This is a genomic window from Rhodococcus sp. B10, from assembly GCF_011770055.1.
GTDB lineage: Bacteria > Actinomycetota > Actinomycetes > Mycobacteriales > Mycobacteriaceae > Rhodococcoides > Rhodococcoides kyotonensis_B.
In genome coordinates this window covers 84,481-101,348 of the sequence record NZ_JAAFYV010000008.1, presented here as the reverse complement: position 1 = coordinate 101,348, position 16,868 = coordinate 84,481, and the positions used below count along the sequence as shown (strand labels likewise).

Below are 16,868 nucleotides of genomic sequence, written 5' to 3'. Positions count from 1 at the left end.
TGCACCCCGACGACTGCCAGGAGGGCCGTAACCCGTGGCGATTTCGGATATCAAGGAATACGCCCATCTGACCGATGCCGACGTCGAAGCTCTCGGCGTCGAGCTCGACGCGATCCGGCGTGACATCGAGGCATCGCGCGGCGAGAAGGATGCGCGGTACATCCGCAACACCATTCGTCTGCAGCGGACGCTCGAAATCGGCGGTCGCGCTGTGCTTTTCGCCAGCCGTAAGCGTCCCGCCTGGTTGCTGGGCACGGGCATGCTCGGGGTCGCGAAGATCATCGAGAACATGGAACTCGGCCACAACGTGATGCACGGGCAGTGGGACTGGATGAACGATCCGGAGATCCACTCGACCTCGTGGGAGTGGGACAACACCGGTCCGTCCGCGCACTGGAAGCAGACGCACAACTACATCCACCACAAGTACACGAACGTTCTCGGCATGGACGACGACGTGGGCTACGGTCTGCTGCGCGTCACCCGTGACCAGCGGTGGAAGCCGTTCAACCTGGGCAACCCGGTGTACAACCTGCTGCTGCAGCTGTTCTTCGAGTACGGCGTCGCCGCTCAGCACCTCGAACTCGGGAAAGTCGCCAAGGGGCGCGTTCCCCGCGAGGAGTTCGAGCGGAAGCGTAGCGAGGTGCTGGCGAAGATCGGTCGCCAGATCGCCAAGGATTACGTCATCTACCCGGCAGTGACAGGCCCGGCCTGGAAGAGCACGCTGACGGCCAACATCGTCGCGAACATGATTCGCAACGTGTGGACCAACACCGTCATCTTCTGCGGGCATTTCCCCGACGGTGCCGAGAAGTTCACCAAGAAGGACATGGAGAACGAAACGCAGGGGCAGTGGTACCTGCGTCAGATGCTCGGCAGCGCCAACTTCGAAGCAGGGCCCGTCATGGAGTTCATGAGCGGAAACCTCTGCTACCAGATCGAGCACCACCTGTTCCCCGACCTGCCGAGCAACCGGCTGCGCGAGATCAAGTTCCGTGTTCTCGAACTGGCCGAGAAGTACGACTTGCCGTACACCACAGGGTCTCTCGGTAAGCAGTACCTGCTGTCGTGGCGCACCATCGCGAAGCTCTCGCTGCCGAACAAGTACCTCAAGGCGACGGCCGACGACGCACCGGAAACCGCGTCGGAGAAGAAGTTCGCGGGCGCGACCGGCGGTCTGCTGACCGTCGACCCCGAGACCGGCAAGCGTCGCGGACTGCGTACCGCGATCCAGGAATCGAAGAAGAACAAGGGGATTCGCGGTCTGATCGCGAAACTCTCGAAGTAGGCGCCTTCGGCGCACGTGCGCGCGAATGTACAGCCCGCTGCACATTCGCGCGCACGTGCGTCTACCAGGCGTCGTTGGTCCGGACGGCTTCGAGCAGCGATCGGACGGCGCGGACGCGTCGGGCAGCGTCGCCGGTCAACGTGTCGAGCGCGCACTCGGGATCCGCGGGCGGGCCGAGGTGAGTGCATCCGCGTGGGCAGTCGTCGATGGTGTCCGCGAGGTCGGAGAACGCCGCCACGACGTCCTCCGGCGCGATGTGAGCAAGGCCGAAGGACCGGATACCGGGCGTGTCGATGACCCAGCCGCCACCGGGTAGTGGCAACGCGACCGACTGCGTCGACGTGTGACGGCCCTTGCCGACGCCGGACACGACACCGGTGGCGCGATGCGCGTCGGGCACGAGCCTGTTGACCATCGTCGATTTGCCGACGCCGGAGTGCCCGATCAACGCCGTGACCGTGCCGGCGAGAACGCCGGTCAGTTCGCCGAGGTCTTCGCTCTGGCCGGCCAGTACCACCGGGACGTCGAGATCGGCGAATGCCGCCGCGAACTCGGTCGGATCGGCCAGATCGCTCTTGGTCAGGCAGAGGATCGGATTCAGTCCGCCGACGTAGGCGGCCACGAGCGCCCGTTCGACGAACCCGGTACGCGGGGGCGGGTCGGCCAACGCCGAGACGATGAGCAGTTGTTCGGCGTTCGCGACGACCACGCGCTCGTACGGGTCGGTGTCGTCGGCGGTGCGGCGCAACACCGTTCGCCGTTCGGACACCCGCACGATGCGTGCCAAGGTGTCGACCTTGCCGGACAGATCTCCGACGATGTCGACGTCGTCGCCGACGACGATAGGAGTGCGGCCCAGTTCACGCGCCCGCATCGTCACGACGGGCCTGTCCGGATCGCCGCCGAGTACGCAGCCCCATCGGCCACGGTCGACCGAGACCACCATCGCCGATTCCGCGTCGGCGTGCTCGGGTCGCGTCTTCGTCCTGGGCCGTGAACTCTTGCCAGGACGAATCCGCACATCCGACTCGTCGTACCGACGGCGACTCAGGACGACGACCCAACGCGTCCGGGCGTGCCCGCGAGCATCTCGTCCCACAGGAGTGCGAAGCCGGGGAGCGTCTTCGACGTCGTATCGATGTCGTCCACCTCGACACCGTCGACCACGAGGCCGAGAATGGCTCCCGCCGTTGCCATTCGGTGATCGGCGTAGGCGCGCCACACTCCCTGGTGCAGCGGCGCGGGCGTGATCTCCAGGCCGTCGTCGGTCTCGACTGCAGTGCCGCCGAGACGATTGATCTCCGTCACCAAGGCGGCGAGACGATCGGTCTCGTGGCCGCGCAGGTGCGCGATTCCGCGTAGGAAGGAGCGGCCGTCCGCCAGTGCGGCCAGCGCTGCGACGGTCGGGGTCAATTCGCCGACGTCGTGCAGATCGACGTCGATCCCGCGCAACGTCCGTGGCCCACGAACCACCAGGGTGCCGTCGTCCAGCGTGACCTCGGCGCCCATCGACGTGAGAATGTCGCGGATCGCATCACCCGGCTGGGTCGTCGACGACGGCCAATGCGGCACGCGCACTTCGCCTCCCGTCACGGCGGCTGCGGCGAGGAACGGGGTGGCGTTCGACAGATCGGGTTCGACAACCCAGTCGACCGCTCGAATCGGTCCAGGATGCACTCGCCAGGTGTCGGCGTCGCCGCTGTCGGCGGGAGTGTCCACCCGGACACCCGCGCGCTGCAGCATCTCGACGGTCATGTCGATGTGCGGCATCGACGGAACCGGCTTGCCGACGTGATTGATGGTGACGCCGTCGTCGAACGCGGCAGCGGACAGCATCAGGCCCGAGACGAACTGCGAGGAGCCCGACGCGTCGATCTCGACGGGACCGCCTGCGAGGCGTCCGTTGCCTGTCACGGTGAAGGGGAGCGCGTTGCCGTCCACCTGGGCGCCCAGTGTCTGCAGTGCGCCCAGGATCGTGTCCAGGGGCCTGGAACGGGCTTGCTCGTCACCGTCGAACGCGACGGTGCCCGTGGCGAGCGCGGCAAGCGGCGGAACGAAGCGCATGACCGTACCTGCGAGGCCGCAGTCGATGGTCGCGGCGTGCAGGGGAGCGGGCGTGACCGTCAGCGACGTCGGGTCGTCGGCATCGATGTCGATGCCGACCCCGAGGTCGCGCAACGCGGCGATCATCAGGTCGGTGTCGCGGCTGCGTAGCGTGCCCGTCACCGACGAGGAACCCTCGGCCAGAGCCGAGATGATCAAAGCGCGGTTGGTGATGGACTTGGATCCGGGCAGGGTGACGGTCGCGTGGACTGGGGTGGTCGCGGTCGGCGCTGTCCAATTGCTCACCTGCCCATCTTTGCGCATCGAGCTTCAGCCCGCCCCGATGGGCGCCGTCACGGCGCGGGTGAGTCGCACCAGGTCGTGCGGATCGAGCTCGATCTCGAGTCCACGACGCCCGCCGCTGCAGAGCACCCGGTCCCACCCGAGCGCGGACTCGTCGACGACGGTCGCCAGCGCTCGCTTCTGGCCGAGGGGCGAGATTCCACCGAACACGTAGCCGGTGGAACGCTCTGCTTCGGCGCGTTCGGCCATCGCGGCCTTGCGTGCGCCGAGAGCGGCGGCGGCGGCTTTCAGGGAAAGAGTCGTCGTTACGGGGAGGACGGCGACAGCCAGGGCTCCGTCGTACTTTCTGATCACCAGGGTCTTGAAGATCTGGGACTTGTCGACGCCCAGCCGGGCGCCGAGGACGTCGGCGGCCTCGGTTCCGTACGACTCCGATCGAGGGTCGTGATCGTAGGTGTGCACCTCGTGGTCGACCCTCTGCTTGCGAAGGACGGCGATCGCTGGTGTGGACGCTGCGGCCATGGCGTCACTGTATCGACGGGTCCTCGTTCGACGGAGCAGGGAACAGGTGGGGCTCTCGCGGTGTTCTTGTGGGTCGAGTACCGAACGAGCAGGAAGGGAGACGCTGTGGCTGTATCGACGACCGAGCGCCCCGTCCGCGCTGCCACCGACGGCAGCGCGATCTACGTGAAGGACCTGACATCGCCCGCGGTAGCCTGGAAGGACATGGCTACCGAAGGGATCAGCGTGGAGGAAGTCGAGCGCACAGCTCAGGCGGCGGCTGAATCGGAGACCGAACTGACGGAACGCTTCGAACGTGATGCGCTCCCGATGCTGGACCAGTTGTACGGTGCCGCACTGCGGATGACGAGAAATCCGGCCGACGCGGAGGACCTGGTCCAAGAGACCTACATCAAGGCCTATTCCGCTTTCCGGTCGTTCCGCGAGGGCACGAACCTCAAGGCCTGGCTGTACCGCATTCTGACCAACACCTACATCAACTCGTACCGGAAGAAGCAGCGGCAACCTGCGCAGTATCCGACGGACGAGATCACCGATTGGCAGTTGGCCGCGACCGCCGAGCATTCGTCGACCGGACTGCGTTCGGCCGAGGTCGAGGCGCTCGACTCGTTGCCCGACGACGACATCAAGGAAGCGCTGCAGTCGCTTCCCGAGGAGTTCCGGATGGCGGTGTACTACGCCGACGTCGAAGGATTCCCGTACAAGGAGATCGCCGAGATCATGGGCACGCCCATCGGAACGGTGATGTCGCGGTTGCACAGAGGCCGCAAGCAACTCAGAGGTCTGCTCGCAGGCGTGGCCCGTGAGCGTGGATTCAATCGAGGCGGAGCGGTGGACGTGCACGAGCAGGAGGTTTCGCGGTGACATCGGATGCGGACAGGACACCGGATGCCGACGCGGCGAACAGCGAGTTCGAGAAGCTGGACTGCTCCGCAGTCATCGCCGACGTGTGGCTCATGCTGGACAACGAGTGCGACGAAGGCACCAAGCACCGCCTGAAGCGTCATCTCGACGAGTGTGGGTCGTGCTTGGCCGCGTACGGAATCGAGGAGAAGGTCAAGAGCCTCATCGGGCGTAAGTGCGGCGGTGAGCAGGCGCCGTCCGGGCTCCGCGAACGCCTGAGCATCGAGATCCGTCGGACCGTGCTGATCAAGCAGTCCGAGAGCGAATAGACGACCGACGAACACGAGAAAGGCCGGGAAGCCATGTGCTTCCCGGCCTTTCGTGTCTCGGCGCTCGCGTCAGCTGTTGGGACGCTTGCCGTGGTTTGCTGCGTTGCCCTTGCGGCTGCGCTTCTTACGTCCACGCTTACCCATGTGTAGCTCCTCTCGTAGATTCACTACAGTCTTTCACGTGTGATCGGGTGTGCGTCCACGGGTGCCGTGGAGCGCGACGAACGAGAGGGAGAGTCATGGCCGAGGACGTGCGCGCGGAGATGGTGTCGACCGTCTTTCAGATCGTCGTAGCCGAGGGCGACACGGTCGCGGCCGGGGACACCCTCGTCGTCCTCGAATCGATGAAGATGGAGATTCCGGTGCTGGCCGAGACGTCGGGAACCGTCACGACGATCGGCGTCGAGGTCGGTGACGTCATCCAGCAGGGTGACCTCATCGCCGTCGTGGCCTGACACATCCGAAGCCGACACCGTGTCCACGCTGAGCGATCTGCTGGCCGAGCACACCGACCTGCCGGGTGAGGCCGTCGACCATCTGCAGCGGGTGGTCGGGGAGTGGCAACTGCTCGCCGACCTGTCCTTCGCCGACCTGTTGCTGTGGGTCGGCACCGACGACGTCGAGGGCGCGCCCGGCGCCAAGGTGCTGTGTGTGGCACAGTGCAGGCCGACCACCGCCCCGACGGCGTTCACCGAGGACATGGTCGGGGCCGTCGTATCCGAATCCCAGCATCCGACGGTCATCGACTCCCTCGTGAGCCGCGAGATCGTCCGCGGCGAGGTCGGGGGGTCGGACAGCGTGCCCGTTCGCTGCGGCGAACACGTGATCGCCGTGCTGACCCGCGATGTGAACCCCACGCAGCAGCGTCCACCCAGCGCGCTCGAGATCGCCTACCGCGACAGCGCGGACGATCTGTGCCGCATGATCGGCGACGGGACGTTTCCGACGCCGGTCGAGCGCACGGACGTCAATTCGTCGCCTCGTGCAGGTGACGGCTTCATCCGCCTCGACACCGAAGGACGCGTCGTCTACGCGAGCCCGAATGCGCTGTCCGCTTATCACCGAATGGGTTTGTCGACGGAACTGTCGGGCCGTGACCTGGCGTCGGTGACGCGTTCGCTGATCACCGACCCGTTCGACTCGCAGGAAGCCGCCGACCATATCCGGGCGACTCTGACGGCAAGCGTCGGCCACCGTATGGAGGTCGACGCGCGCGGTGCCACGGTGTTGATCAGAACGCTGTCGCTGCGACCTCACGACCGTTCGGTCGGAGCGATCGTCCTCGTGCGCGACGTCACCGAGGTGAAGCGTCGGGACCGGGCGCTGCTCAGCAAGGACGCGACCATCCGGGAGATCCATCACCGGGTGAAGAACAACCTGCAGACCGTTGCCGCGCTGCTGCGGCTGCAGTCGCGTCGGACCGAGAACGAGGAGGCTCGGGTCGCACTGAGCGAGTCGGTCCGACGCGTCACGTCGATCGCCGTCGTCCACGAGATGCTGTCCATGTCGGTGGACGAAGAGGTCGATCTCGACGAGATCGTCGACCGCCTCGTCCCGATCATGCTCGACGTGGGAACCGTCGATCCGCGAGTTCGGGTGAAGCGCACCGGCAAGCTGGGCGTCTTCTCTGCCGAGCGCGCGACGCCGTTGGTGATGGTGTTGACCGAACTCGTGCAGAACGCGATGGAGCACGGTTTCGAGGCAGGTACTGCAGGAACCGTGCTGATCACCGCCGACCGGTCGGCCCGGTGGCTCGACGTCGTCATCCACGACGACGGCCAGGGATTGCCCACCGGCTTCTCGCTCGAGCGGTCCGAAGGGCTCGGTCTTCAGATCGTCCGAACGTTGGTGTCCGTCGAACTGAACGGCTCTCTCGGCCTCCATCCCGCGCAGGGCGGGGGAACCGATGCGTCCCTTCGTGTTCCGCTCGGTCGCCGTCCCCGCACGCCCTGACGCGCCCGCCACGCGACGCGGGCACCCGGCCGGCCCGACGGGCACGACCCCCGAACGCAGAAGAACCCGGCTCCCCCTGAGCCGGGTTCTTTCTCCGAATCAGCTCGTCCGATGCGAGCGTCGGGATCCGTTGCTAGACGGAGCTGCGTGCACGCGTACGTGCATTACGCCGCTTCAGTGCGCGACGCTCGTCCTCGCTCATTCCACCCCACACGCCTGCGTCCTGGCCGGACTCGAGTGCCCACGAGAGGCACTCTGCGGTGACTGGGCAACGCGTGCAGACGACCTTGGCATCAGCGATCTGCGCGAGAGCCGGGCCGCTGTTTCCCACGGGGAAAAAGAGTTCCGGGTCTTCGTCGCGACAAATGGCCTTGTGGCGCCAGTCCATCCTCTGCTCCTTACCGGGCGCCGTAGCGCCATAGTTTCTCTGTAGTTCACGAGTGCGTATCGAATGTTTCCGCACTGTTGCTTGTGAATGCTTTCACGAACTTAGGGGAAGTCAAGAGATAGCCGTGTGTCCGTGGTCAAGCTCACTCTGTTAGGCTCGCTTAAGCCTCCTGCGCTCCTTTGTACCCCGATGGAGGTGATTCTGCTGAGATTTCCCCAGCAAAACCGGCCTCGGGCGTTGTGGCGAGCCCTGCCTTACGGGTACGTAACTACCCGATCGGGCAGGTGTCACCGGGGTCTCGGAGCCACCACTTCCAACGCCGACGGTGTGGAGAAGAATTCAGCTTCCGTGCGCTCGCCGAGATAGTCACCGTCCATCTGCAGTCCGATCGGTTCCGACGACGTGATGCGGACGCGAGGAACGTCGTCGTGTCGAAACAGCTTGCGGGACTTGGGTTCCGACGTGGCCGACAGCAGCTGTCGCGACACGTTCAAGCTGGGGAACACCTTGGTCGTCCGCATCGCGAACAGGCCGAGTCCGGTCTCGAACGAGGTGCCGGGATTGGTGTGCACGGGCCGTTCGCTCAGGTAAGTCCACGGGCTCGAGTTGGAAACGAAAGCGTAATGAACTCCTGTTACCGAATCGTGACCCGGGATGTCGACAGTCAGCGTCGGTTCGTGATTTTTCTTACGAAAGAACTCGCGCACCGACGCCCGGACGTACCGGCTCGGCGACACCGGTCTGCCGTTCTTGCGGCTCGCGTCGATGGCACGGCAGACGTCTGCGTCGAGGCCGAGTCCGGCGTTGAACGTGAACCAGCGGTTGTCGCAATGTCCGAGTCCGATGGTGCGCCTCGAGCGTTCCGACAGCAGGTCGATCAACTGGTTCGTGGCCGCCACCGGATCCGACGGAATGCCGAGCGAGCGGGCGAACACGTTCGCGCTGCCGCCTGGGACGACGGCGAGCGGCGGTATCGCACCGATGGTGACCGATTTCATCGACGCCGGGAGGGGAACTCCGAGCATGCCGTTGACCACTTCGTTGACGGTTCCGTCGCCGCCGTGGACGATCACCAGACCCATTCCGTCGTCACGGGCCTGGGATGCCAGTTCGGCTGCGTGGTCGCGATGCGTCGTATGGGCGACGGTGACGCGAACACGACTCGACAGGGCGTGTGCCAAGAGGTCGCGAGCCGCGGGGGTGGTCGAGGTCGCATTGGGATTGACGATCAGGAGCGCGCGCACGGGAACCGAGCCTATCGGCACCGGTTGGGGGGACAGGAGTGGAGCCTGCAGGAACGACCGGATGAGAGGCAGGAGTGGAGCCTGCAGGAACGACCGGAAAGGGGCCAGCAGTGGAGCCTGCAGGAACGACCGGAAAGGGGCCAGCAGTGGAGCCTGCAGGAACGAGCCGATTATCCTGGCCGAGTGTCGACGCCTTCGCTGCCTCAGGTGCCCCCCGTGACGTTTCGATCCGCGGGAGTGCTCGTCGCCGTGGAGGGAATCGTCGCGCTCGTCGCCGCGGTCGTGTACGTGGTTCGTGCCGTCGAGGGGTCGGACCGGACCACGGCGAACGGGTACGGAACTGCCGGGTGGTTCGCGGTCGTCGGCGCTGCGGTGCTCGCGGCCGGCGTCGCGCTGATCGCGGGCAAGCGGTGGGGGCGTGCCATCGCGCTCGTCGTTCAGTTGCTGCTGCTGCCCGTCGTGTGGGCGCTGTTGACGGATTCACACCAGCCGCTGTACGGGGCGCTGCTCGGTGCAGGTGTGCTGTCGATTCTCGTGCTGCTGTTCAGTCCGCCGTCGTCGAGATGGATGGCGGCCGAGTACGGCCAGGACGACGACGAGAGCTAGCTCGCACGCCTGCCGGTCCGGACGGACGGGTGAATGTTGTGGACGGCGATCTGCCGGTACGAGTGCTCGAATCCGAGAACCGAGTACGCGGCGGGGGACATGGCGAATCGTTTGCCCTCGGACACGGGTAGTTCGGTCCATCGGGTGAGCAGTGCTCGGGAGAAGTGACCGTGCCCGACGAGGACGACGTCACGTTCCGGCAGAGCCGACAGGGCCACCGACAGAACGAGGTCTGCGCGGGTGCCGATTTCGTCCATCGTCTCGCCGTTCGGGCACGGATGGGTCCAGACCGTCCAGTGCGGCACGTTCTGTCGGATCTCCGGCGTGGTCATGCCCTCGTAGTCGCCGTAGTCCCACTCGGCCAGTGCATCCCACGGTCGATCGATGTCGAGGCCTGCCAGCTGCGCGGTTCGCCGAGCACGCTCGCGTGGGCTGCTCAGCACGAGCGGATCGCGTAGGTCGAGTTCGCCGAGCAACGTGCCCGCCGCGACCGCCTGTTCCTCGCCGACGGCCGTGAGCGGGACGTCCGTCGTGCCGGTGTGACGCCCGGTCGTCGCCCATTCGGTCTCGCCGTGCCGGAGCAGAACGACACGTCCGTGGTCACCGCTGGCTGTTGCGCTCATGCTCATATAGTGCCGTGCGGCACTGTGGCTTTCGCGTCCGGCTCGACCGAATCGGACGAACGGGACGTCGTGTCCGGTCTCACAGCCGTCCGGCCCGATCCGGTCGCTAAATGAATTGAGTGGTCGGCTCGATAACGCGATACTGTCTCCCGTCGGCCGGAACGCGTGCACTCTCGCCCGTTCCACGCGGGTGAGGACGTCTCGAACCCCGTCAACGCAGCCGACGGTTCGACCGATCGTCTCGTCGCCCGATGCTCGATGTCGCGGCGCGCGAATCACAGTGGACGCGTGCACGGCGTGCTCGCGAAGAAAAGAAGGACGGATGCCCATGACGCAGCCAGGATCATCGCCACCGGGTGCAGCCGAGCCGGAGAAGCTCGACTCGGCCGTGTTGAAGGTCGCGGGCGTCGTCGTGCTCGGCGCGATCATGTCGATTCTCGACGTCACCGTCGTCAGTGTCGCGGTGCCGACGTTCATGGACGTGTTCGACGCGACGTACGCGACCGTCGCGTGGACCATGACGGGCTACACGCTCGCCCTCGCAACGGTCATTCCGTTGACCGGATGGGCTGCGGACAGGTTCGGAACGAAGCGTCTCTACATCACTGCGCTCGTGTTGTTCGTGCTCGGGTCCGTCCTGTGCAGTTTCGCGTGGGACATCACGTCGCTGATCGTGTTCCGCGTGCTCCAGGGTCTCGGTGGCGGCATGCTGATGCCGCTCGGTATGACGATCATGACGCGTGCAGCGGGCCCGGAGCGCATCGGCCGTGTCATGGCCGTCCTCGGCGTGCCGATGCTGCTCGGCCCGATCAGTGGTCCGATCCTGGGTGGTTGGCTTCTCGAGGCGGCCAGCTGGCATTGGATCTTCCTGATCAACGTGCCGATCGGCATCGTCGCGCTCATCGCCGCCGTCGTGATTCTGCCGCAGGACGCACCGACACCGTCGGAGTCGTTCGACTTCCTGGGCATGCTGATGCTGTCGCCGGGTCTCGCCCTGTTCCTGTTCGGTGTGTCGTCGATCCCCGAGACCGAGACGGTGTTCGCGACGCGAGTTCTCGTCCCGGCCATCGTCGGTGCAGTGCTCATCGTGCTGTTCGTCTTCCATGCTCTGCGCACCGAGCACCCGTTGATCGATCTGCGACTGTTCCGAAACCGTGCGCTCACCATCGCAGTCGTCACGACGCTGTTCTTCATCACCGCGTTCATGGGCGCCGGCCTGTTGTTCCCCAGCTACTTCCTGCAGATTCGCGGCGAGACCACGTTGGCAGCAGGTCTGCTCCTTGCGCCGCAGGGCCTCGGCGCGATGCTGACCATGCCGATCGCGGGCACGCTTGCGGACCGCATCGGCCCGGGAAAGATCGTGCTCGTCGGACTGGTCTTCGTGACCGCGGGTATGGCCGTGTTCACACAGGTCGGGCCGGACACGTCCTACGTCCTGCTGCTCGGCGGGCTGTTCGTGATGGGCATGGGCCTCGGCTCGACGATGATGCCGATCATGACAGCGGCGCTGCAGACGCTCACCGACCACAGCGTGGCTCGCGGATCGACGCTGATGAACATCGTCCAGCAGACGTGCGGTTCCATCGGTACGGCCGTCATGTCCGTCGTGTTGACCAACCAGCTCAAGGGCGTCGAGTCGGCGACATCGCCGGTCGAGGCGCTGAGCATCTCGGCGGACGGTTTCGCGACGACGTTCACCGTGGCACTCGTGCTGGTCGTTCTGACGTTCGTCCCCGCGTTCTTCCTGCCGCGTAAGAAGGTCACCCCGTCCGAGGGCAAAGACTCGGCAGCACCGGTGATCATGCACTGACACGTCGTGAATCTGCACTGTGGGCGCGTCGACCATCCGGACTCGAAGGGTGTGCGACGCGCCCACGGTCGTCTTGTCTGGCCACCAGCGCCGATGTAAGCGAGGATCTAACGCTGTGACGACTGTACTGGCGGTTGCGAATCAGAAGGGTGGCGTCGCGAAGACCACGACAGTGGCATCACTTGCGGCGGCACTGCACGCGCTCGATCAGCGGGTCTTGGTGATCGACCTCGATCCCCAAGGCTGTCTCACCTTCTCGTTGGGGCACAACCCGGACAAGCTCGAGACGTCGGTGCACGACGTCCTCACCGGTGACACGCCGCTGTCCGACGCGGTCGTCGAGACCGACGAGGGCATCGTCCTGCTGCCGGCCACCATCGACCTCGCGGGCGCAGAGGCGCTGTTGTTGATGCGAGCCGGGAGGGAGTACGCGCTGAAGCGGGCGTTGGCGTCGGTGCAGGACGATTTCGACGTCGTCGTGATCGACTGCCCGCCGTCGCTCGGGGTGCTCACTCTGAACGGCCTGACGGCCGCGCATTCGGTTCTGGTGCCGCTGCAATGCGAGACGCTCGCCCATCGCGGTGTCGGCCAGCTGTTGCGGACCGTGTCGGACGTCCAGCAGATCACCAATCCCGATCTCGCTCTGCTCGGCGCTCTACCCACTCTGTTCGACGCTCGCACCACGCACAGCCGCGACATTCTCGGTGACGTGTCCGATCGGTACTCGCTGCCTGTCCTGGCGCCGCCGATTCCGAGGACGGTCCGTTTCGCCGAAGCCACGGCTTCGGGCGCGACCGTTCTGTCGGGACGGAAGAGCAAGGGCGCGCAGGCGTATCGCGAACTCGCGGCGAATCTGCTGGCCTACTGGAACGGGTCGGAACTCGAGACCTATTCGCCGGCCGCGGGCGACTGAGGGGCGCTCAGCGCGACGACGGTCTCTCCGCGTTGTTCGACGACGACGTCGCCGACGACCGCGATACCGACCATTCCCGTGTAGCCGGCCCGATCCACCGGAATGGTGCTGCCCGGCGAACCGGTGCCGGGGTCCAGTACTGCGATGCCGTCGGGAACGGGCACGAGAAGCTTGCCTGCCATGACCGCTCCCGGGCCGAGCGCGGACGGCAGCGACCAGACGGGTGACAGGTCGCCGAGTCCCAGCGCGACCGTGGCGGTTCCGGTCCACCACGCGAACACCGATGCTGCCTTGACGACGGTGTCGTCGTTCGGAAACGGACCCGCGCCCGCGACGGCGTCGGGTAGGTCGAATTCCGACAGTTGTTGCGCGGTGCCGTCGAAGATCGCGACCCGCGCGGGCTCGCCTGGCGACGCCGGAATGGCAAGTGCAACACGGTCTCCCGACGCGACCAACACGGTGGCGCCGTCGATCTCGCCCTCGGGGCCGGTGAGCGCTGCGACGACGGACGAGCCGTATACCTCCGGCTGCTGCGCGTCCTTCGGCGCCGGGTTCAGCATCGTCAGACGTGCGGCGTCCTCGCCGGGGCACCGTTCGAGCACTGCGACGCGCGAGGAGTTCGACGCCGACGACAGCAATGTGCAACCGGTGCGCGGTTGGGAGTTCGGATTGACCGGAGCATCGACGCGGCCGTACTCGAGTGTGCGCACGAGATCCGACCGCCACAGTTCCATGCGGGTGTCACCTCGCGAGGTCAGATACGTGCCGTCGTCGGTGGTCCGAACTGCGGCGTCGGCATCGGAGGTGCGCTGTGCCTTCCGCATGCCGGTCGCACCGTCGAGCTCGGTGACCTGTGAGCAGCCGCGATCGTCGGAGTAGATCGCGACCGCCGTGTTCCAGGCGTCGGTCACGTCGCACAACGCTCGGTCCCGCTCGTAGGACCACGCGACGTCACCCGTGGTGGGGTCGTGTCCCTCCACGGTGCCACCGTCCCCGGTGACGACGGCGGCACCGGTGACGATCGGTGATCGGGTGACGGGACTCCGGGCGCGCCAGAGCTCGGTCAACGCCGTCGGCACCGCTGTCGCGGTGTCGGTCTGGGGGAGCGGCGACGTCGCGACGGTGTCCGTCGTTCCGTGTGCGTCGCTCCTGAGCCAGACGACGGCAAGTCCGAGCACCACGACGACGAGGATCACCGCCGCCGCGACGAGATCCGATCGCCGTCGACGTTCCGGTGCCAGCACGAAGAGAGAGACTACTCCGACGCGGTCTGCGCGGGTGCGGCCGACGCGGGGGAGCGGCGACGACGACGGCGTCGTCGCGGGGCAGCCTCGGTGCCGGCGTCGGCGGGAGCGCTCTCCGAGCCGTTGTCGGCGGTCTCGCCTGCGTCCGCGCGGCGAGCAGTGGGCTTGCCTGCCCTCGTGCGCGTCCGGTTGCGGGTACGACGCGGCTTCGATCGGGCCGCGTCGGCGTCGGCGTCGGCTGCGTCGTCGTTCTCGGCGGTGCCTGCGTCGGATGCCTCGACCTTCGGTTCCGGCGTCTTCTTGATCGAACCGGTGACGTCCGTGGGGATGTCGAGGTCGTCGAAGAGGTGAGGCGAGCTCGAGTACGTCTCGATCGGGTCGGGCGTGCCGAGGTCGAGCGCCTTGTCGATGGCCTGCCAGCGGGGGATGTCGTCCCAGTCGACGAGGGTCACCGCGATGCCGGTGCGTCCGGCGCGGCCGGTGCGACCGATGCGGTGGACGTAGGTCTTCTCGTCCTCGGGGCACTGGTAGTTGATGACGTGGGTGACGTCGTCGATGTCGATACCGCGCGCGGCGACGTCGGTGGCGACGAGCACGTCGATGCTGCCGCTCCGGAACTTCTTCAGTGCCTTCTCGCGCTGGATCTGGCCGAGGTCTCCGTGGACGGCGCCGACGGCGAAGCCACGCTCGAGCAACTCGTCGGCGACCTTCTGCGCGGTGCGCTTGGTGCGGACGAAGATCATCGTCGCGCCGCGGCCGTTCGCCTGCAGGACTTTGGACACCATCTCGACCTTGTCGAGAGCGTGGGCGCGGTAGATGTGCTGGGTGGTGCGGTCGTGCACGGCGGACGACTCGGCCTCTTCGGCGCGGATGTGCGTCGGCTGCGTCAGGAACGTGCGTGCCAGGGTGATGATCGGGCCGGGCATCGTGGCGGAGAACAGCATCGTCTGACGGCCCGCGTGGGTCGACCCCGCCGACGGTCCGTCGGGGACCATGCCGAGAATGCGTTCGATGTCGGGTAGGAAACCGAGGTCCAGCATCTCGTCGGCCTCGTCGAGTACGAGGACTCCGATCTTGCCGAGAATCAGGTGGCCCTGCTTCGCGAGGTCGAGGAGTCGTCCCGGCGTGCCGACGACGACGTCGACGCCCTTCTGCAGCGCGCTGATCTGCGTCTCGTACGGCTTGCCGCCGTAGATCGACAGGATCTTCACCGGCCCGTTCGACGACTTCAGGTGCTTCGACGCGTTGGCGAGGTCGGCGCTGACCTGGATGCACAGCTCGCGCGTCGGCACGATGACCAGAGCTCGGGGGGTGCCGTCCAGCGGCGTCGTACCGGAGTCGGTGGTCGCGACGCGATGCAGCAACGGCACGCCGAATCCGAACGTCTTGCCCATGCCGGTGCGTGCCTGGCCGATGAGGTCGTCGCCTGCGAGCGCGAGCGGGAGCGTCAACTCCTGGATCGCGAAGGTGCGCTCGATGCCGATCTCTTTCAAGGAGCGGACGATGTCGTCGCGAACTCCCAGTTCGGCGAATGTGGGCGGAACGTGTGTGTCGTCGAGTTGTGCGGACAACGTGGTGTCGCCGGTCTCGGTTTCCTGGTCGACGATGATCTTGCTCAGGGTTCTGGCCTTCCTCGTGGTCACACGTACGCACGAAGAAGGGCACAGGCCTATTGCCGGCCGAAGTCGATGCCCTCGTCCCGATGTGATGTCGCAGCGAGCCTCAGCCGTGTCGGAAATAGACACACGATCGGCGAAGCAGTCGGAGCGACCCGGGGCGGGTGCGCACACATTGTCGTGAATCTTCGCGGTGAAAATCGGTCCGTGTCTTCGGTCCGCGCGTCGATCCGAGGACCATGGTAACTTGCCGAGCCCGCGAAGCGGGTATCGAGGCGTCCGACCACCGCGTCGACGTGGCAGGACGGTGTGAGCTTTCGCATGCCCGAACGACACATGTGACGGGCGCGTCCGAGCCTTAAGATTGCCGTCATGGGAGCCCACTCGCCAGACGCCGTGACCACCGACCCGTCGACAACGGTCGGGAGCGATACCGACGAACCTCGGATCGCGTACGACCATCCCGGTGTCGCCGAGCTGCTGGCTGTGCTGGCGTACGGCGAGATCTCGGCGTTCTACCGTCTGGCAGAGGACGCACGCATGGCACCCACGATGCAGGGACGCGTCGCACTCGCGAGCATGGCCGCCGCCGAGATGAACCACTTCGAGACCCTCGTGCAGGCGCTGTCCGATCGCGGCATCGACGTCTACACCGCCATGGACCCGTACGTTCGCGCGCTCGACGAATATCACGCCTCGACGAACCCGTCGACCTGGATGGAAACGCTGGTCAAGGCGCACGTCGGCGACGGGTTGGCCGCCGACTTCTACCGCGAGATCGCGCACACCCTCGATCCGGCCGTCGCTACCACGGTCCGCGAGGTGCTCGCCGAGACCGGCCACTCGGAGTTCGTCGTCCACGAGGTCTCGACGCGAGTGAAAGCCAGCTCGCAGGACAAGGCGCGACTGATGCTGTGGGGCAGGCGGTTGCTGGGTGAAGCGATCACCCAGGCGCAGTACGTGCTGGCCCAGCGCGAGGAACTGACCGATCTCGTCATCACGGCGTCGGGAGATCTGAACGGCGTGGCTGCGCTGTTCGACCGCATGCAGGAGCAGCACGCCGAACGCATGAAGGTCCTCGGCCTCGTCTGAGTTCTCTCGTCGTGCGGCCGTGCGCGTGTTCGCTGACAGCACGTGCCAGTC

Annotated in this window: 17 protein-coding genes; 9 read left to right on the top strand and 8 right to left on the bottom strand. The window is 66.2% G+C overall.

Features of this window, described 5'->3' with window-relative positions:
* The first annotated feature begins 34 nt into the window (after positions 1 to 34).
* Positions 35 to 1,288 (top strand): fatty acid desaturase, encoded by a 1,254-nt coding sequence (locus RhoFasB10_RS07645; protein ID WP_068421486.1) that lies wholly within the window; start codon positions 35 to 37, stop codon positions 1,286 to 1,288.
* A 61-nt stretch (positions 1,289 to 1,349) separates the two neighbouring features.
* Here RhoFasB10_RS07645 and rsgA read toward each other — a convergent pair whose 3' ends face one another.
* The 3 genes from rsgA to ybaK are packed head-to-tail and all read right to left on the bottom strand — an operon-like array spanning position 1,350 to position 4,156.
* Complete coding sequence (gene rsgA, locus RhoFasB10_RS07640; protein WP_167675878.1) at positions 1,350 to 2,339, bottom strand: ribosome small subunit-dependent GTPase A; 990 nt, start codon at positions 2,337 to 2,339, stop codon at positions 1,350 to 1,352.
* Positions 2,336 to 3,655, bottom strand: coding sequence for a 3-phosphoshikimate 1-carboxyvinyltransferase (aroA, locus tag RhoFasB10_RS07635; RefSeq protein ID WP_167675845.1), 1,320 nt, complete (start codon positions 3,653 to 3,655; stop codon positions 2,336 to 2,338). Before aroA ends, rsgA begins: the two co-directional genes overlap by 4 nt.
* 6 nt (positions 3,656 to 3,661) lie before the next feature.
* Positions 3,662 to 4,156, bottom strand: coding sequence for a Cys-tRNA(Pro) deacylase (ybaK, locus tag RhoFasB10_RS07630; protein ID WP_167675843.1), 495 nt, complete (start codon positions 4,154 to 4,156; stop codon positions 3,662 to 3,664).
* Positions 4,157 to 4,360: 204 nt separating this feature from the next.
* Between ybaK and RhoFasB10_RS07625 the strand changes: the two genes are divergently transcribed.
* The 4 genes from RhoFasB10_RS07625 (at position 4,361) to RhoFasB10_RS07610 (ending at position 7,281) form a co-directional block, all read left to right on the top strand.
* On the top strand, positions 4,361 to 5,020 hold the full coding sequence (locus tag RhoFasB10_RS07625) for a sigma-70 family RNA polymerase sigma factor (protein WP_068421633.1): 660 nt from the start codon (positions 4,361 to 4,363) through the stop codon (positions 5,018 to 5,020).
* A complete protein-coding gene (gene rsrA / locus RhoFasB10_RS07620) occupies positions 5,017 to 5,328 on the top strand; it encodes a mycothiol system anti-sigma-R factor (protein ID WP_114331574.1) in 312 nt (103 codons plus the stop codon). The genes RhoFasB10_RS07625 and rsrA overlap by 4 nt, the downstream gene beginning before the upstream one ends.
* Before the next feature lie 239 nt (positions 5,329 to 5,567).
* Positions 5,568 to 5,783: a biotin/lipoyl-binding carrier protein gene (locus RhoFasB10_RS07615; protein WP_167675841.1), complete on the top strand. Its 216-nt coding sequence runs from the start codon at positions 5,568 to 5,570 to the stop codon at positions 5,781 to 5,783.
* A 19-nt stretch (positions 5,784 to 5,802) separates the two neighbouring features.
* Positions 5,803 to 7,281 carry a PAS domain-containing sensor histidine kinase gene (locus tag RhoFasB10_RS07610; RefSeq protein ID WP_068421630.1) on the top strand — a complete coding sequence of 493 codons (1,479 nt, stop codon included), beginning with the start codon at positions 5,803 to 5,805 and terminating at the stop codon, positions 7,279 to 7,281.
* A 133-nt stretch (positions 7,282 to 7,414) separates the two neighbouring features.
* Here RhoFasB10_RS07610 and RhoFasB10_RS07605 read toward each other — a convergent pair whose 3' ends face one another.
* Both RhoFasB10_RS07605 and RhoFasB10_RS07600 read right to left on the bottom strand, forming a co-directional pair.
* Positions 7,415 to 7,669: a WhiB family transcriptional regulator gene (locus RhoFasB10_RS07605; protein WP_026347946.1), complete on the bottom strand. Its 255-nt coding sequence runs from the start codon at positions 7,667 to 7,669 to the stop codon at positions 7,415 to 7,417.
* 287 nt (positions 7,670 to 7,956) lie between these two features.
* Complete coding sequence (locus RhoFasB10_RS07600) at positions 7,957 to 8,913, bottom strand: diacylglycerol kinase family protein (RefSeq protein ID WP_114331617.1); 957 nt, start codon at positions 8,911 to 8,913, stop codon at positions 7,957 to 7,959.
* Positions 8,914 to 9,096: 183 nt separating this feature from the next.
* Between RhoFasB10_RS07600 and RhoFasB10_RS07595 the strand changes: the two genes are divergently transcribed.
* Positions 9,097 to 9,519, top strand: a complete 423-nt coding sequence (locus RhoFasB10_RS07595; protein WP_068421469.1) for a hypothetical protein — start codon at positions 9,097 to 9,099, stop codon at positions 9,517 to 9,519.
* On the opposite strand, the gene RhoFasB10_RS07590 is transcribed toward RhoFasB10_RS07595, so the two are convergent.
* The gene (locus RhoFasB10_RS07590; protein WP_068421629.1) at positions 9,516 to 10,142 is read right to left on the bottom strand and encodes an acid phosphatase; all 627 of its coding nucleotides are present in this window, start codon (positions 10,140 to 10,142) and stop codon (positions 9,516 to 9,518) included. The genes RhoFasB10_RS07595 and RhoFasB10_RS07590 overlap by 4 nt on opposite strands.
* Before the next feature lie 328 nt (positions 10,143 to 10,470).
* Between RhoFasB10_RS07590 and RhoFasB10_RS07585 the strand changes: the two genes are divergently transcribed.
* Both RhoFasB10_RS07585 and RhoFasB10_RS07580 read left to right on the top strand, forming a co-directional pair.
* On the top strand, positions 10,471 to 11,952 hold the full coding sequence (locus RhoFasB10_RS07585; RefSeq protein WP_068421628.1) for a DHA2 family efflux MFS transporter permease subunit: 1,482 nt from the start codon (positions 10,471 to 10,473) through the stop codon (positions 11,950 to 11,952).
* 115 nt (positions 11,953 to 12,067) lie between these two features.
* Positions 12,068 to 12,865: a ParA family protein gene (locus RhoFasB10_RS07580; RefSeq protein ID WP_068421465.1), complete on the top strand. Its 798-nt coding sequence runs from the start codon at positions 12,068 to 12,070 to the stop codon at positions 12,863 to 12,865.
* On the opposite strand, the gene RhoFasB10_RS07575 is transcribed toward RhoFasB10_RS07580, so the two are convergent.
* Both RhoFasB10_RS07575 and RhoFasB10_RS07570 read right to left on the bottom strand, forming a co-directional pair.
* Positions 12,841 to 14,109: a hypothetical protein gene (locus RhoFasB10_RS07575; RefSeq protein WP_068421462.1), complete on the bottom strand. Its 1,269-nt coding sequence runs from the start codon at positions 14,107 to 14,109 to the stop codon at positions 12,841 to 12,843. The genes RhoFasB10_RS07580 and RhoFasB10_RS07575 overlap by 25 nt on opposite strands.
* Before the next feature lie 11 nt (positions 14,110 to 14,120).
* Positions 14,121 to 15,752, bottom strand: coding sequence for a DEAD/DEAH box helicase (locus RhoFasB10_RS07570; protein WP_346764364.1), 1,632 nt, complete (start codon positions 15,750 to 15,752; stop codon positions 14,121 to 14,123).
* 345 nt (positions 15,753 to 16,097) lie between these two features.
* Here RhoFasB10_RS07570 and RhoFasB10_RS07565 point away from each other — a divergent pair, with 345 nt between their 5' ends.
* Entirely contained in the window at positions 16,098 to 16,817 is a 720-nt protein-coding gene (locus tag RhoFasB10_RS07565) for a ferritin-like fold-containing protein (RefSeq protein WP_068421460.1), read from the top strand.
* Positions 16,818 to 16,868: the final 51 nt, after the last annotated feature.

Bases quoted from the DNA above. Each gene is read 5' to 3' on its own strand.
- RhoFasB10_RS07590 (WP_068421629.1), bottom strand. From the start codon at position 10,142: ATGAGCGCAACAGCCAGCGGTGACCACGGACGTGTCGTTCTGCTCCGG.
- RhoFasB10_RS07625 (WP_068421633.1), top strand. From the start codon at position 4,361: ATGGCTACCGAAGGGATCAGCGTGGAGGAAGTCGAGCGCACAGCTCAG.
- RhoFasB10_RS07585 (WP_068421628.1), top strand. From the start codon at position 10,471: ATGACGCAGCCAGGATCATCGCCACCGGGTGCAGCCGAGCCGGAGAAG.
- aroA (WP_167675845.1), bottom strand. From the start codon at position 3,655: ATGCGCAAAGATGGGCAGGTGAGCAATTGGACAGCGCCGACCGCGACC.
- RhoFasB10_RS07605 (WP_026347946.1), bottom strand. From the start codon at position 7,669: ATGGACTGGCGCCACAAGGCCATTTGTCGCGACGAAGACCCGGAACTC.
- ybaK (WP_167675843.1), bottom strand. From the start codon at position 4,156: ATGGCCGCAGCGTCCACACCAGCGATCGCCGTCCTTCGCAAGCAGAGG.
- RhoFasB10_RS07615 (WP_167675841.1), top strand. From the start codon at position 5,568: ATGGCCGAGGACGTGCGCGCGGAGATGGTGTCGACCGTCTTTCAGATC.
- RhoFasB10_RS07565 (WP_068421460.1), top strand. From the start codon at position 16,098: ATGGGAGCCCACTCGCCAGACGCCGTGACCACCGACCCGTCGACAACG.